Here is a 14,380-nt window from a genome sequence, read left to right as displayed (position 1 = left end):
CTTGCAGTTGGTATCAAAGTCCAACCTTCTTTTGAGAGTTTTTGGAAAGTCGCCCAACCCTTAGAACCGCCTGGTATTTTGTAATCCGGAACTGCATATTGCCCAAAGGCTGTGTAAGGACGCCAAGGTTCATTTGGTGAAGTTTGCAGGTGCAAAACTTTTTCCTCACTGTCGCCAAACTTTGATAACCAGCACATTCTTCTATGCATGGCAAACTCCTAATTTATGTTAGTTAGCTTGTAAGCATAATTACAGACATCTGTCAATATGTAAATCGCCCTTTTGGGGTAATTTTTGTATTTTTCACACCTGTTAACCTCAATACAAGTCACAGAACTCAAAGTGAATGTAAGACTTAGACGCGTTATAGACGAAAGTCTACGGAAAAAAACGCAGCAACAAGCTTGCGTTTTGCCAATGCTATCCTATGGTTCACAAAAATTGATGTATTTTTGAGTACTTTTTTTGATAGTTATCCTTTATATGGATGGGGCATATAACTTATCACTGACAATGTCGCGAATTTGGGCGACTAATTGGTCGTACATGGAAGAAGACAAGATTGGTTGTGATCCTTGTAACGAAATTGGTTGGTCTAAGTCAATCCATGACTTACAGCCACCATATTTGGCGTGATAGGGAATTTCCTGCTCTTGCGGGAGCTTGTAAGTCCGCAGCAGCAGAATGTACAATGGCTGACGCGGTTTCCATTTGAGGCGATCGCTAATAAAGTTATCATTCCAAATATGGAATGGAAGTAGAGCATTAACCACTGACTCCTCACTAACTGGAAATATATCTGTAATCTCAGCCCAACTGTTGATACCAACTGTTTCTGGATGCCAACCAGGTGTCACCGGAATGACCAAATTAGCAGACTCGGGTTTGAGCAAGAAAGGCTGTTGATGTTCAAACGTTGGGTAAAGCAAAATCTGCTTGTGGTTAACCTCAAAGCGTCCATTACGTTCATGGATACCACCCTTGCGCAGGAGCATAATTGTTTTGCCTGTTTCTAAGGCATTGATGGCAACTGCCCATTCTTTGAGTGCATGATTCGTCATAATCAGTTCTTCCATAAGCATCTACTTTAACTCTGATTTAATTTGACGCCAAGACCGATACACTATGTCACTGTCTACAGAAATGAATTAAGAAATAGATAAGGAATCATTATGCAAAAGCGAACCCTGGGTACATCGAATGTCAAAATTACGCCTATTCTCATAGGAACTTGGCAAGCTGGTAAAAAAATGTGGGTGGGAATTGAGGACGCTGACTCGATCAAAGCAATACGAGCAGGATTTGAAGCTGGTATTACAACAGTTGATACTGCTGAGGTTTATGGTGACGGACACTCAGAAAGAATTGTTGCTGAAGCTTTATCTGATGTTCGAGATCAAGTCGAGTATGCCACAAAAGTTTTTGCTAACCATCTCAAGTACAACCAGGTGATTGAGGCTTGTAATCATTCCTTGAAAAACCTCAGAACTGACTACATAGACTTATACCAAATTCATTGGCCTGCTGGATCGTTCAATTCTGAAGTTGTTCCAATTGAGGAGACAATGAGCGCTCTTAATCACCTCAAAAAGGAAGGGAAAATTCGGGCAATTGGTGTTTCCAATTTTTCACGTGCTCAGTTGGAAGAAGCATCTCAGTACGGACGTATTGATAGCTTGCAGCCTCCCTATTCTTTATTCTGGCGGTATGTAGAAAAAGATGCTCTGCCTTATTGTATCGAACATAAGATTACGATCATTGCTTATTCACCTCTGGCTCAAGGATTGTTGACAGGAAAATTTGAAGCTGGTCACAAATTTGACCCACAAGATAACCGCGCCAAGAATAAGCTATTTCAGGGAGAAAATTTTGAACGAGCTCAACAAGCTTTGGAAAAATTGCGCCCGATTGCAGAACGTCACAACTGTACCCTTGCCCAGTTAGCGCTAGCATGGTTAATTGCTCAACCACAAAGTAATGCAATAGCCGGTGCGCGTTATCCCGAACAAGCAACCGCAAACGCTCAAGCTGCTTCTGTTCAACTTTCCACTGAAGATCTGCACCAAATAGATGTTATTGGGCGGATTGTCACCGACCATTTAGACGATAACCCAGTTATGTGGGCTTGATAATCCTGAAGTAGAGGCGCGATACTTTGCGCCTCAATTGTGTTATTGAGAAGTCCTACAACTTGTTAACTTCAGTAAACAACTGCTAGCAATTTCATATTGAGGTGCTAATTTATAAATAGGACACCAAACAAGGCACAACCAAACTGAAAAGGGCAAATGACTCGGTGTCCTTCCGTCATCAGCCCAAGCAAATATCAGCATAAGTCTGATGATGAAGTGGCACAGCGCCTGTCTTGAAAGGCGAAGCCAAATCCCAAAGCGGAAAAACGTTCGTTATGCTGAGTTTGTTAGTGTTTTTGTCAACCCTAGTAGCAGAACGTTTGTATTTGTTTAACGATAATAGCAATTTGATCACTACGAAATTTTTTACATAAAACCTGGTCCCTCCTGACCAGGTTTTCGCGTTTTCAGCGTTGGTTGATATTCGTCACAACAGTCCTACTTTCCTGAATTCTGAGTTTTGAGTTCTTTCTTCAGTCACAACGCCCAGTTAAATTTTGCACAATAAAATTGTAAATCAGTAAACGTGCTAAAGTTACAACTGGCAAGTCATATAGACGAAACAATAATCCAGACTTATTTAAATACAATTGCAGCCCTGCTAAATTGCCCCACTCATCAGCAAGTGATGGTTTAGCAGCGAAGAAAGAAGTGATAGATGAAGCCTTGCTACTAGCCCTCGAACAAGTCGCAGAGGATATGGCAAACCAAAGTCGCCAATTAACTGCAGATTGGTTATTAAATCTCACAAATGAGTTGGCTACTTATTTGGGAGTACAAGCAACTTCTCATAAATGGAAAGCTTATCAAACTTTTTTAGTTGATGTACTCGAAGCAATTGAAAAAAATCCTGACCCGCAAGTGATGTACCCGTTTTTAGCAGCAAATCAGGACAAGCTGAATGATAATTTGGCTTATGTGTTGCAAATTTGGGCAATGGGTACCCTGCCATACTTGGAGGAAATATCAGCACAATATACTGCAGCGTTTATTGTTGATTTTAGTAACCTAGTGCAGGGGTTTGAGCAAGGTAACTCAGCAAGTCATATGGAAATTGCGATTGTAGGTTACCAAGTAGCCGCTACAGTTTTTACACGCGATCACCGGAGGTGGCGGCTTCCGCATCGCTTTCCCTATGAATGGGCAACGAACGACGCAAAATAATCTTGGGCTTGCTTTGTCTGAACGCATCCGTGGCAAAAAATCTCATAACTTGGAACAAGCTATATACTATTACAACCAAGCATTGCAACAATACACACGCTCGCGCTTTCCTTATGACTGGGCAAAGACGCAAAATTATCTGGGAATACTTCCAGGTTATCCATTTGCGATATGCGTAGCATCAAGCCAGAGGCTTATCGCCTTGTGTAAAGTCTTGTCATTTTTCTCTGTTTGTATTAAACCACCCTGCATCTTCACCAACCAATAACGGTCACCAATAGCGGTCAAATTTGGGCTAGCATTGGTTGGTGAAGTACTAGAGTTAAACTGTAGCCAGACCACTGGAGCGTAATTGCTCAACCAATCCAAGCAAATCATCTGTATTCAATCGATAACTCAAAGGATGAGCAATCAATCTTGCCGTACTTTCAAACAAAGTTTCAATTTCAACCAAACCATTTTCGCGTAAGGTTCGTCCTGTCGAAACCAAATCCACAATTGCTTCTGACATCCCTGTAATCGGACCTAGTTCCACAGAACCATACAACGGTACAATTTCTACAGGTAAATCCAAACCGTGGAAATACTCTCGCGCACTATTGACATACTTGGAAGCAACTCGACCATGAGGTGGTAACTCTAACACCGAACGGTAAGGGCTTGATTGCTTCACCGCCACCGACATTCGACAATGACCAAACTGCAAGTCAACTAAGTGGGCTACTTGTGGCTTTTTCTCGCGCAACACGTCATATCCAACGATACCAAGTTGTGCCTGACCATATTCTACATATACTGGTACATCCTGCGCCCGCACCAGTAACCCTTTGGCTTTGTTACTACAGTCAGGAATCTGAAGTTGGCGGTTACTTGAATCCAAAAAAGCACTAAAATCTAATCCTACATTTTGTAGGATACGGATGCTATTTTTAAGAAGTTCCCCTTTCGGCAATGCAATAGTCAGCATAAGTAGCAATCAGCGCTCAGCAATCAGCAAAATAATAATATCTGATAGCTAAGTACAATAGCTCACCATGCGAATTTTGCTTGTTGATGATGAAGTTGAATTAACTGATCCTTTGAGTCGCATGTTAACTCGTGAGGGGTATAGCGTTGATGCGGCTTATGATGGGACAAGTGGTAGCCAACTTGCACAAAGCGGTAGTTATGACTTACTGCTTCTAGATTGGATGCTACCAGGAAAAACAGGGTTAGAAATTTGTCAAGAATTACGACGCCAAGGGGATACTACGCCTGTATTGTTTCTCACCGCTAAAGATACTCTGGATGATAGAGTTGAAGGTTTGGATGCAGGTGCGGACGACTATTTGGTTAAACCTTTTGAGTTACGGGAGTTGCTAGCACGAGTTCGGGCTTTATTGCGTCGTTCCGGTTCACAAAGCCACAGTACTACAACCCGAAGGCTTGTTGTCGCTGACTTAGAACTTGATCGCGAAAACCAAGTCGGCTATCGTCAAGGCAGAATCATCGACTTATCCGAAAAAGAAAGTCAGCTTCTACAATATTTTATGGAAAACACCGGACAACTGCTCACTCACGCGCAGATTCTCCAATATCTCTGGACAGATGACGAACCACCTAGTAGCAATGTCATTGCTGCATTAATTCGTTTACTACGGCGCAAGGTTGAACAAGCTGGTGAAACACCTTTAATTCATACTGTTTATGGCAAAGGATATCGATTTGGTGCTTCTGCACCAGGAACTGGAGAATAAAAGTAGAGTGCGTTATGTTTTTTGAACTTGTTGCTCACTCTTAATTTTAAGACTTAACAACTGATTAATTTGACTTTGCAACTTTTCTCGTAACTGTTGTGCTTTACGATAACCCTCTGCTCTTTTCGTCTCTTCACCATCTAATTCAGTTGTACACAAAGGCTGAATAAAGTAACGCAAGCGACTTCTCATCGCCCAAACTCCCATTGATGGAAAGAGAATAAATAATGGCATCAAAGGTGATATTGGTAAAAATGGTAAATTGAATAACCTTTGCAACTTTCTAATATTTAAAGTCCAAGGATGTAAATTCTCATTACCAATGCAAACAACAGGTAAGATCGAAATTTGATAACGTTGGCTTAATTGAAGAAAACTCAAATCAAACCTTTCTAGTTGATAGCGTTTTACCCAACCTTTTCTTGGTCCGCGTAAACCTTCTGGTGCATACAAAAGAATCTTACGTTCTTGCATTACAGTCTTAAAATCATTTAATTCTGCTCTTACACCACCTAAAACTTTTGACCATCCAGGTGGTAACCACCAAGCGATCCAATGATGATCAAATAAAGAGACTCCAGCTATTGGCTGCACCAACCATCCTCGTGCTTTACTTAATAGGTAACCTAACGTTAAAAAGTCCCAGGGAAAACACATTCCTGCATGATTCATTGTCACAATCATTGATCCTGTTTGTGGCAAATTCTCAATTTTGTGTAACTCGCCTCGAAAATAATATTTAACAATAGGAGCAATAATTTCGTCTCGAAAAGCTTTTTGATAATTTGGGTCAAATTCACCTATCTGACGACGAGGTGAACGACAGCCAAGTCGCAACCAACGAATAAAAAGTGCTAAGTAAAATCCGCAGGGAATCAAAAATAATCCGTATTCTAACCAATTCCAACCATCTGGATCTTTGTGATAATGCTGCCAGTGTCGGTTGAATAAAATCAGCCAACCAGGAGGATACCACAGACAAAACCAATCGAACCAGCCAAATTTGTAATCCTCAACTGATGTTTTTTTCAATTGAAGGTTCAACAGGTTATCAGAGTGTTGATTAATCACAGTAGCTGAGTAGCTTCCGAAAGAATTCGATTAATCGATAATCTTAGCTTCAGAAACTTTTAGTTGCCATCTTACTCTGGACTCATATAGTTTGGATGATGAGTCTGTCAATGGAAGCGGATATTAGCTTGTTTTAAACGGTGCAAAGCTTCACCCAAGCGATCGCACTCCGCAATTAAGCTAATTCGCACATACCCTTCACCCGCAACCCCGAAAGCATTACCTGGCGTAACCACAACCCCAGTTTGCTGCAAGACTTTGAGAGCAAATTCTGTAGAACTCATACCAACAGGACAAGGAACCCACAAATACATCGTCGCTTTGGTTTTGCTGAGATTCCAACCTAACTCTGCTAAGCCTTGAATGAGAAAATCACGCCGAGTACGGTAACGTTCTTGTACCTCATGTAAATAATCATCGCTTAGTTGCAAAGCAGTTTCTGCTGCGGTTTGCAATGCTGCAAAAATCCCATAATCCAAATTCGTTTTTAGCGTCCGCAAACCTTGAATAATATGGCGGTTACCAACCACAAAACCAACGCGCCAACCTGCCATATTATAAGTTTTAGAAAGGGTATGAAACTCAACGCCAATGTCTTTAGCACCCTCAATTTCTAACAAACTCGTCGGTTGATAGCCATCAAAAGCTAACTCGGCGTAACACAAGTCATGTACGAGCAGAATCTCATATTTACGGGCGAAGGCAACAATTTCTTCAAAAAATTCACGGGGTGCGGTGGCAGCTGTCGGATTACTGGGATAATTAAAATAGAGAATCTTTGCTTGTTGAGCAATACTATCAGGAATTGCAGCCAAATCAATCAGCCAGTCATTTTCGGGTTTGAGAATTAAGCTGTGAACTTTGCCTCCAGCAATTATTGGACCACGAAAATGGGCAGGATAGGCAGGAGAAGGTACTAAAATCAAGTCCCCAGGATTAATATAGGCTATGGCAAGATGAGCCAATCCTTCTTTAGAACCAAGAAGCGGTAATACCTCACTATCTGGATCTAAATCGACTCCATAACGACGACGATACCAGTTTGTGATAGCTTGGCGAAAATTCGCTGTGCCTTCAAAAGGAGGGTAGCCATGATTTGCGGGATTTTGCAAAGCTTTAATCGCCGCTTCTATTACTGGTTGCGGCGTTGCACCATCTGGGTTTCCCATGCCCAAATCAATCAAATCTAGCCCTTGCTCTCGTGCTTTCGCCTTGAGTTCATCTAGACGGGCAAACACGTAGGGTGGTAATTTCTGTATGCGTTCCGCTGGAGCAATCCAATCTGATATCATCGAAGGAATTATGGTTTACAACTTATAAATTATAAAAGCTGAAAAACAAAGAGTAATAACTCGTAATTTATCTTTTGCCTTCTGCATTTGATGCCATTCAACAGTTATCAGTTATCAGATAAAAAAAGCTGATTATCTTGATAACTGTTCACTGTTCACTGATTTCATCATCACTCATCCTTATTCACAATTGGTGTCAAAGCCGTATGATTCCTTCCTTCTACTGGCGCAGTAGTGGAAACCATCGCCGCCATCAATTGTTCCAGTGCAACTTTAAATGGAAGTCGGTGAATGTCAGAATCAGAAGCTAAGGCAATTTCTGCAGCTTTTTGTAATTCGTTTAAGCTAATGTTGCCTAATCCTAAATCATTCAATTTTTGCGGTAATCCTATCTCTGCATAAAACTTTAATAATTGTTGTCGTGCAGCTGCTGCTAGCTGATTACCCTGTATTATTTCTTCTAAACGCAGTTGCACCAAAATACCATAAGCGACTTTTTCACCATGAATGCTGCCACTTTTAGAAATGTGAGTTAAACCGTTATGTACAGCATGAGCAGCAACAGTACGACACTGTGCGCCTCCTAATCCCCCGATGACTCCTGCAAGAAGAACTGTTGCATCTACAACTTGTTGCCAAGCTTCGCTACCAGGTTCTTTAACAGCAGCAGCAGATTTTTGGAAAAGGATATCCCGTAAAACTCGCGCTTGTTGTACTGCAGCGATGATTAGGGTTTGTTCGGAGTGTCCGCTACTGACTGAAGCTTCGTACCACTTGGCGATCGCATCCCCAATTCCCGCTACAAGTGTTCGTTGTGGTGCAGTTTTTACTAACTCGTAATCAAGTATGAGTAAATCAGGGCACTTTGCCAATGCCACATCATAGAGAAATGCCCCTTCATCAGAATACACATTCGAGAGGGCAGTCCAAGCCGCACACGTAGACGCTGACGTGGGAATTGTGACGACTGGTAACTGCAACTTGTAAGCAACTAGCTTAGCTGTATCCAGTGCTTTACCGCCACCAACCCCAATTATGACATCAGCTTTATGCTCTTTTGCCGCTTTGTGTAAAGCTTTCAAGCTGGCTTCACTACAATCAGGAGTATAGAAAGCTTGGGTAAAATGCAAGCGTGGTTGTTTGAGAAATTGTTCCAGACTCTGCTGAATAACACTCAGAGTGTATTCACCTCCTATAATCAGAGGACGACTTCCCAACTGAGAAATGACATCACTTGCCTGTGTCAAGACGTGCGAGCCACGAAGAACCCTTGCTGGAGCTACAGAAAGAGTGAGTAATGGACTAGAGGTTTGAGTAGACAAGGTTTCAGTAGATTGATGAGACATAGAACTAATTAATAAATTAACACTACCACTTCTCAATGTGTTGGAGAACCTCTTCATCCTCACTTTTCAAGAGGTGGTTTGTGGTAATTGAGCAAATTTATCTTGGTAGATCTCGATAGTCATTTGAGAATCTTCACGACTAGACAGCGATCGCTTCACTTGACCTAGGTAAAGTGGCACAGAAATTTCTGGTTCTGGGTGGATAATAGTGCGTGCTCGAATGGTCAACTGGTTTTCCGCCTGTGTACCAAAGCGACCATAAGAATACAAATCACTAGCTGCTTGACGTAGGGTAGCTTCTAATTCTGACGGGGTAATTTGCGGTGAGGTAGTAATGACCACTTGAGTTCCTCCGTTGTCATAAACCCGGCTATATCGCACCGCACCTGGAATCACAGTGCGAGACAAAGGAGCCAATGATAAAGCAAATAGACCACCCGTCAGTACTACCATAAACCCAGTCGAACCCACAAGCCGAAAGCGAATGCCCCATTTGAAAACAAAACCCGCAATCGCCAAGACAGCAAACACTAGTGTTGCAATACCCGACCACTGGGTGTATTTGAGAAATTCAGCAGGTGTGAGCATAAAGGTTAGCTACTAGGCGTGTTTTCTTTATTCGTTTTTGCTACACCTATTTTAGTCAGTTCTGTCCACATTATTGCTATTAAACGGAGAAGGGGGGATTCGAACCCCCGTTAGGTTGCCCTAAAACGCATTTCGAGTGCGCCGCATTCAACCACTCTGCCACCTCTCCAGAGGCATAACATTCCTATGATAAATAACATATCATGCATGTGCGAGTTTTGTACAGCGAATGAGCAAGCACGTAGTGCGATATTTCCGTAGCCGTGGGAGTGTCACAAAATAGATGTTTTGTTTTCACCTGCCTGGATAAATATCTCAAACTGTCCGTTGGGTGTCCATTGAATAGCACCATCTCTACTTGTAAAGAATAATTTTGTCTGAGTTTGGCTCAGTTCAGATAGGATTTTTTGGTCAACATTGGTAGTGGTTGCGATCGCCACCTGCGGTTGCAAAACAGAAATTAATTCTTTTAAAGACTCACCAGGACACCATAAGACTTGCGGACGCACTAAACGTCCAGTATTCAGTAGTTTAAGCAGTTCAGTTGTTTTGGTCTGACCCACTAACAGCCAATTTTGCCCGAACATTTGCAACTGTAAGATGGGCAATTGGTTGTTGATTAATTGCGCGACTACCGAACCAGTACTAATAGTTTGACCAACTGACAAAGGTTGGTAAATTCCTTTACTGTTTTGCACTTCCTTTTGAATAACTTGATTGGTTGTGTCATTGTCAGACCTGGGAGAATAGTCATAGAAAATTCCAATCGGCAAACGTTGCAACACCTCTAACCAAGCATTATTGCCATTGTGTTGAAAATCAGAAGCGATCGCCCAATCTACTTTATTCACAGCTTGCTGTTGTAAAAACGGCAGTATAGTGAAGCGTCCCGTACCTTCATCTCCACTATTTATGAGTGTGACCTTCCCTTTGTCTTGAATCACTAAAACTGGTTCCCCACCAGCTGCTAACACTGTTACCCGAAACAAAGTGTTTGCAGAATGCCAAACAGGGATAAAAACCAAACCCAATGCAATTATGGCAGAAAACCACCACCGCTGTTGCCACCAACGCACCACCCAGGCCAAGATAATCAATATGTACATTGCCAGCATCTGACCAAGGGATATGCTACCTACAGCAACTGTACTTCCTGGTAAGCTGCCAAAAAATTCCACCAACTTTAGCAGCCAATGGGTTGGATGATATAACAAATCAGCCAAGCTGCTTCCAAGCTCAGGTGAAATTAAGCTGACTAGGGCGCTTATCATTCCACCGATACTGATGACAGAAATTAATGGTGTGGAGATAATATTGGCTGGTAGGGTGTAAATTGCTACTACACTAAAGACGTACAATAGAAGAGGTAATGTCCAAATTGCAGCGGCTAGTGGGACTGCAATTGAAGATGTCATGATAGGTGGCAACCAATCGAAACGTTTTGTTATTGGCGATACTGTTACAATTAACCCCAGTGTTGCCAGAAAACTGAGTTGAAAACCCAAATCCCAAATCCATAGAGGATTAAAGAGCAATAATAGGACTGCTGCAACCAGCAGAGATCCCAACTGTTTGACTTTGCGCCTTAATCCGATTCCAATAAGCGCGGCAAAGCCCATAATGACGGCTCGAAGTACCGATGCTTGTAAACCTGTTAAAGTTAAGAAAAGAAGCAGAGCTATGCTCCCGAGTATCATTTGGGTTCCCTTTTTCGCTTTTGATGTCAATCCTAGAATGACACCTAAAATTAAAGATGTTTGAAACCCTGAGGCGGCTAAAGCATGAGCAAGTCCTACCTGCACAAAACGGTCTTGGGTTTCGTAAGGTAAATCAACGACTTTGCTACCCAAAACCATTGCACTTACAAGTGGGCCTTCTGGAACACCTAACGAACGAACTTGTGATCGCACAATTCGTTCTCGAACTTTCCACCATCCCCATGTTTTTCCTTCATCCAGAATATTGACTTGCCGTCCACTCAAACCAGCAAATGCACCTTCTTGCTGGAGAAATTTTTGAAAATCAAAAGCACCAGGATTTAATGGTGGTTTTGGTTTGTACAAAACCCCAGTCACAGCAATTTGTTGAGTGGGATGCAATCCAGTGGTTTGAAGTAAAGGCATAGTCACATATAATTTTCCTGTGACTCCTTTTGTTCTACCATCTGGAACATTCTCATTTTTTACCTCATCGAACTGAGTTGCTTCTAACCACAACTGTCCACGCTGACTGCGAGTCATGCGGGGTTTACTAAGCACTTTACCGCGAACAATAAAAAGTTGTTCTTGATTATTGCCATTTTCTGACGGGACGAATTTACTGATATCGTTGGCTTGTGGTGTTGGAACTCGTGATTGAAAGTAAAAACTAGCCAACAAACCTATTACACCAGCAATAAGCCAAACTCTAGCGTGAGGACTGGTTTGCGATAATTGTGGCGCTGTCTTAGTCTTTGCTTGAGAATTTTCCTTTTTTGGCAGATGTTTCCGTATGTTAAGGCGTTTTCTTCCAAAAAATATAGCTCCCACTACGCCCAAACCCAACACCCAAAAGCCACCCCACGGAACTGCTGTAAACAGTAATCCTAGAATGTAGCCAAGACAGATTATGACACCACTTACCTGATTCATCAGAGTTTTTGCACAAACACCTGGCAGACACAATTTGTGACTATGTAGACGAGAAGCCCGAAAATTTTCTACGCAAGCAAACTCTATATGTTAAGCCTGCGTAGACAAGCTCTGTTTCTATAGCCCCAGACTTCCAGTCTGCAAGCGCTTCACTATTTTGGCAATAGATCTACCAAAAACTCATACCTGTAGTTTCTTTAGTTTGAAATCTTGGGTTGAGAATATGGTGGTTTTTCTTCAGATGAAGTACAGATTGACCTATCTTCATCTGCGCTTCCTTAGCTTTCTCAGTGACTATGCACTTAAGTAGCTGATTTTTTCAAAAGCGGAAAACCCAGCTTTTCTCGCTGTTCCACATATAATTGCGCAATCTTGCGCGCTAAATGTCGAATTCTTGCAATGTAGCGAGTTCGTTCTGTTACAGAAATGACTCCTCTGGCATCTAGTAAGTTGAAAGTGTGTGAACATTTCAACACATAATCCAGGCTAGGTAACACCAATCCTCGTTCAGTCAGTTGCTGGGCTTCCTGCTCGTACATGTTAAATAACGTGAGCAGCATTTCCGGATTTGAGGCTTCAAAATTGTAAACACACTGCTCAATTTCTCCTTGGAGGTGAACATCTCCATATGTGATGTTGTCCATCCATTCAATCTTGGTGATTGCTTCTACTCCTTGGAGATACATAGTCAATCTTTCCAAGCCATAAGTCATTTCAATAGAGACTGGACGGCAATCAATGCCTCCGCATTGCTGAAAGTATGTAAATTGGGTGATTTCCATTCCATCTAACCAGACTTCCCAGCCCGTTCCCCAAGCTCCTACCGTTGCATCTTCCCAATTATCTTCTACAAACCGGATATCGTGATCTTCAGGACGAATCCCCAAAGCTCTTAAGGAATCAAGATAAATTTCTTGAATATTGTCTGGTGAAGGTTTAATCAGAACTTGGTACTGGTAATAGTGTTGGAAGCGATTAGGGTTTTCGCCGTAACGTCCATCAGTAGGACGGCGACAAGGTTCAACGTAAGCGACAGCCCACGGTTCAGGTCCCAGCGCTCTTAAAAAAGTGTGGGGGTTTTTAGTGCCTGCTCCTTTTTCTATGTCGTAGGGTTGGGCAATAAGGCATCCGCGATCGCTCCAGAACTTATGCAATATAGCTATAACTGACTGAAAATTCACAATGACTCTTCCTTCATGACTGAAAGTGCATCTCCCATTTTTGCCTAAACCCGTCATAGTGGGGAGTTTTGAGCACTTTCAAAAAAAAAACAAAAAAACTTTGAAAAAAGAGTTGACAAGAAAAAGGGGGTTCGCTATATTGAATAAGTGCCGGAAGAGCGGACGCCAAACAAAGCCGACGCCGAGGGCAACGAACCTTGAAAATCCTATAGTTTGAAAGCTAGTATACACTACAAGCCTTGCGTCAGTAAAGAATAAACCTAGGCTGAAGGTAAGAAAAATCAGCTAGATGAGCAGTAGAGAAGCGATTCGTTCGCCATCTACACAGAGAATCAAAACGGAGAGTTTGATCCTGGCTCAGGATGAACGCTGGCGGTATGCTTAACACATGCAAGTCGAACGGAGTTCTTCGGAACTTAGTGGCGGACGGGTGAGTAACGCGTGAGAATCTGGCAAAAGGTTCGGGACAACAGTTGGAAACGGCTGCTAATACCGGATGTGCCTTCGGGTGAAAGATTAATTGCCTTTTGATGAGCTCGCGTCTGATTAGCTAGTTGGTGTGGTAAGAGCGCACCAAGGCGACGATCAGTAGCTGGTCTGAGAGGATGACCAGCCACACTGGGACTGAGACACGGCCCAGACTCCTACGGGAGGCAGCAGTGGGGAATTTTCCGCAATGGGCGAAAGCCTGACGGAGCAATACCGCGTGAGGGAAGAAGGCTCTTGGGTTGTAAACCTCTTTTCTCAGGGAATAAGTACTGAAGGTACCTGAGGAATCAGCATCGGCTAACTCCGTGCCAGCAGCCGCGGTAATACGGAGGATGCAAGCGTTATCCGGAATGATTGGGCGTAAAGCGTCCGCAGGTGGTTTTTCAAGTCTGCTGTCAAAGAGTCTGGCTCAACCAGATAAAGGCAGTGGAAACTGAGAGACTAGAGTATGGTAGGGGCAGAGGGAATTCCTGGTGTAGCGGTGAAATGCGTAGAGATCAGGAAGAACACCGGTGGCGAAAGCGCTCTGCTGGACCGCAACTGACACTGAGGGACGAAAGCTAGGGGAGCGAATGGGATTAGATACCCCAGTAGTCCTAGCCGTAAACGATGGATACTAGGCGTTGCCCGTATCGACCCGGGCAGTGTCGTAGCCAACGCGTTAAGTATCCCGCCTGGGGAGTACGCACGCAAGTGTGAAACTCAAAGGAATTGACGGGGGCCCGCACAAGCGGTGGAGTATGTGGTTTAA

General features: G+C 42.8%; 13 protein-coding genes, 1 tRNA gene and 1 rRNA gene. 5 read left to right on the top strand and 10 right to left on the bottom strand.

Going from position 1 to position 14,380, the window contains the following annotated elements; translation table 11 throughout:
* On the bottom strand, positions 1-209 hold a 209-nt coding region (locus tag DP116_RS15965), incomplete at its 3' end, for a hypothetical protein (protein WP_169156127.1).
* A gap of 270 nt (positions 210-479) precedes the next feature.
* Positions 480-1,076: a DUF1802 family protein gene (locus tag DP116_RS15960; RefSeq protein ID WP_422614232.1), complete on the bottom strand. Its 597-nt coding sequence runs from the start codon at positions 1,074-1,076 to the stop codon at positions 480-482.
* Positions 1,077-1,172: 96 nt separating this feature from the next.
* Here DP116_RS15960 and DP116_RS15955 point away from each other — a divergent pair, with 96 nt between their 5' ends.
* The 3 genes from DP116_RS15955 to DP116_RS15945 all read left to right on the top strand — a co-directional run bounded on the left by DP116_RS15955 (position 1,173) and on the right by DP116_RS15945 (position 3,564).
* Positions 1,173-2,129 carry an aldo/keto reductase gene (locus DP116_RS15955; RefSeq protein ID WP_169156122.1) on the top strand — a complete coding sequence of 319 codons (957 nt, stop codon included), beginning with the start codon at positions 1,173-1,175 and terminating at the stop codon, positions 2,127-2,129.
* Positions 2,130-2,738: 609 nt separating this feature from the next.
* Positions 2,739-3,296 carry a hypothetical protein gene (locus tag DP116_RS15950; RefSeq protein WP_169156121.1) on the top strand — a complete coding sequence of 186 codons (558 nt, stop codon included), beginning with the start codon at positions 2,739-2,741 and terminating at the stop codon, positions 3,294-3,296.
* Positions 3,268-3,564 (top strand): hypothetical protein, encoded by a 297-nt coding sequence (locus DP116_RS15945; protein ID WP_169156120.1) that lies wholly within the window; start codon positions 3,268-3,270, stop codon positions 3,562-3,564. Before DP116_RS15950 ends, DP116_RS15945 begins: the two co-directional genes overlap by 29 nt.
* A gap of 54 nt (positions 3,565-3,618) precedes the next feature.
* Here DP116_RS15945 and hisG read toward each other — a convergent pair whose 3' ends face one another.
* On the bottom strand, positions 3,619-4,263 hold the full coding sequence (gene hisG, locus DP116_RS15940) for an ATP phosphoribosyltransferase (RefSeq protein WP_169156119.1): 645 nt from the start codon (positions 4,261-4,263) through the stop codon (positions 3,619-3,621).
* Between the two features lie 67 nt (positions 4,264-4,330).
* Here hisG and rppA point away from each other — a divergent pair, with 67 nt between their 5' ends.
* Entirely contained in the window at positions 4,331-5,032 is a 702-nt protein-coding gene (rppA, locus tag DP116_RS15935; protein WP_169156118.1) for a two-component system response regulator RppA, read from the top strand.
* A gap of 12 nt (positions 5,033-5,044) precedes the next feature.
* Here the strand turns inward: rppA and DP116_RS15930 are convergent, their stop codons facing one another.
* The 7 genes from DP116_RS15930 to glyQ all read right to left on the bottom strand — a co-directional run bounded on the left by DP116_RS15930 (position 5,045) and on the right by glyQ (position 13,140).
* Positions 5,045-6,103, bottom strand: a complete 1,059-nt coding sequence (locus DP116_RS15930) for a 1-acyl-sn-glycerol-3-phosphate acyltransferase (RefSeq protein WP_169156117.1) — start codon at positions 6,101-6,103, stop codon at positions 5,045-5,047.
* A gap of 107 nt (positions 6,104-6,210) precedes the next feature.
* The gene (locus DP116_RS15925) at positions 6,211-7,395 is read right to left on the bottom strand and encodes an aspartate aminotransferase (RefSeq protein WP_169156116.1); all 1,185 of its coding nucleotides are present in this window, start codon (positions 7,393-7,395) and stop codon (positions 6,211-6,213) included.
* Positions 7,396-7,565: 170 nt separating this feature from the next.
* Positions 7,566-8,741 (bottom strand): iron-containing alcohol dehydrogenase family protein, encoded by a 1,176-nt coding sequence (locus tag DP116_RS15920; protein ID WP_169156115.1) that lies wholly within the window; start codon positions 8,739-8,741, stop codon positions 7,566-7,568.
* Positions 8,742-8,807: 66 nt separating this feature from the next.
* Entirely contained in the window at positions 8,808-9,329 is a 522-nt protein-coding gene (locus DP116_RS15915; RefSeq protein WP_169156114.1) for a Ycf51 family protein, read from the bottom strand.
* Between the two features lie 84 nt (positions 9,330-9,413).
* Positions 9,414-9,498: transfer RNA gene (locus DP116_RS15910), tRNA-Ser, on the bottom strand.
* Positions 9,499-9,601: 103 nt separating this feature from the next.
* The gene (locus DP116_RS15905; protein ID WP_169156113.1) at positions 9,602-11,959 is read right to left on the bottom strand and encodes a ComEC/Rec2 family competence protein; all 2,358 of its coding nucleotides are present in this window, start codon (positions 11,957-11,959) and stop codon (positions 9,602-9,604) included.
* Between the two features lie 302 nt (positions 11,960-12,261).
* Positions 12,262-13,140 carry a glycine--tRNA ligase subunit alpha gene (gene glyQ / locus DP116_RS15900; protein WP_169156112.1) on the bottom strand — a complete coding sequence of 293 codons (879 nt, stop codon included), beginning with the start codon at positions 13,138-13,140 and terminating at the stop codon, positions 12,262-12,264.
* A gap of 334 nt (positions 13,141-13,474) precedes the next feature.
* Here glyQ and DP116_RS15895 point away from each other — a divergent pair.
* Positions 13,475-14,380: ribosomal RNA gene (locus DP116_RS15895) — 16S ribosomal RNA — on the top strand; the annotation flags it as partial.

The sequence above is a fragment of the Brasilonema bromeliae SPC951 genome, from assembly GCF_012912135.1.
GTDB classification, from domain to species: domain Bacteria; phylum Cyanobacteriota; class Cyanobacteriia; order Cyanobacteriales; family Nostocaceae; genus Brasilonema; species Brasilonema bromeliae.
This window is presented reverse-complemented; position numbering and strand designations above follow the sequence as displayed.